A 1135-nucleotide genomic window follows, 5' to 3' on the forward strand; every position below is an offset into this window, starting at 1 on the left:
ACCCGGCCCCGCGCTCTGCGCGGGTAAGACCGGGACCGTTGTGCCGCAAGGCAGAACTGCCACATGAGCGCCACAAAGCACTCACTGGCAACGGGATGTCGAATGCGGTGGCGGCCTCGGTGTCGGGGAAGACCAGCCACGTGTGCGACTCGCGTTGCCGCAGCACGGCTACGCCGCGTGAGGGGTCGCCGGGTTGCAGGAGCAGGTGGCGTTCGTCGCCGTCGCCGAGCGGCCGGTGGTTGCGCCAGCCGCGGTAGGCGGTGAGGAGCATGGCACCGAGGACGATGTGTCGCTCGCGGGCGGCGAGTGCGTCGGTGAGGGCCTGGTGGTAGCCGGTCATGTGCAGGTCGGCGCGGGCGGCCAACGCTTTCTGAGCTGCCTCGGCAAGGTCACCGACGCGAGCGAGGGTCTTGTCGAGGGTGGTGGTGCTGTCGTTGAACCCGAGGGCGGTCTTGTGCAGGATGCGGGCGAGGTCGCCGAGGGCGTCGAGTGTGGCCGTGTCGTGGCGCCACAGGTGCTCGGGCAGGACGTCGTTGGTGTCGGCGGCGATGCGCCGTAGGGCGGGATCGGTCAGGAACACCGGGGGATCTCCTTGCGGGCGGCGGGTTGTGGGCATGCCGAAGGCCGGTCGCAGCGGGCTGCGGCCGGTCCTCGGTGCGTTCGGGGGATAGGAGTTAGGCGATGGCGACGGCGCACAGTCGTGCGCTGGAGCGCAGGCTGCGCAGGTAGCCGCACGCCTCGTTGAGGAAGCGGAACCGGTCAGCGACGGAGTCGCTGGCGGGGAAGAGCAGTCGGCCGTCGGTGGTGATCAGCGCGTCGCCGATGAGGGCGATGCGCCAGTAGAGCCCGACGTAGGTGGCTTCGCCTGCCTGGTAGACGGACAGCTCGTAGGGGTCGAAGGTGTGGGCGAGCATCGCCAGGACGCGGGGCTGCTGCTCGAAGCGGCGGCGGGCGTCGGCCAGGCTGACCTTGGCCGGGTCGGTGTGGTGCTGGGCGAGGTAGTCCTCCCATGGACGGGCCGGACGGGTTGTAGCGGCGATGCCCTGTCTGCCAGGGTGAGTTGAGGCCAACGGTTCATAGCAAGTCCGTCTGGCAGGGCGAGTTCAGGATCGAGTTGCATTGAGTACTGCTGTTG

2 protein-coding genes are annotated in these 1135 nt (G+C 69.3%); both read right to left on the bottom strand.

The window, feature by feature from the left end:
* The coding region (locus ABZ807_RS33390) for a hypothetical protein (RefSeq protein WP_357167180.1) at positions 1-580 on the bottom strand (580 nt) is incomplete at its 3' end.
* 94 nt (positions 581-674) lie between these two features.
* Positions 675-1070, bottom strand: a complete 396-nt coding sequence (locus ABZ807_RS33395) for a hypothetical protein (protein ID WP_357167182.1) — start codon at positions 1068-1070, stop codon at positions 675-677.
* Positions 1071-1135 lie beyond the last annotated feature (65 nt).

Origin of the sequence: Micromonospora sp. NPDC047548, from assembly GCF_040642975.1 — a bacterium.
GTDB lineage: Bacteria > Actinomycetota > Actinomycetes > Mycobacteriales > Micromonosporaceae > Micromonospora.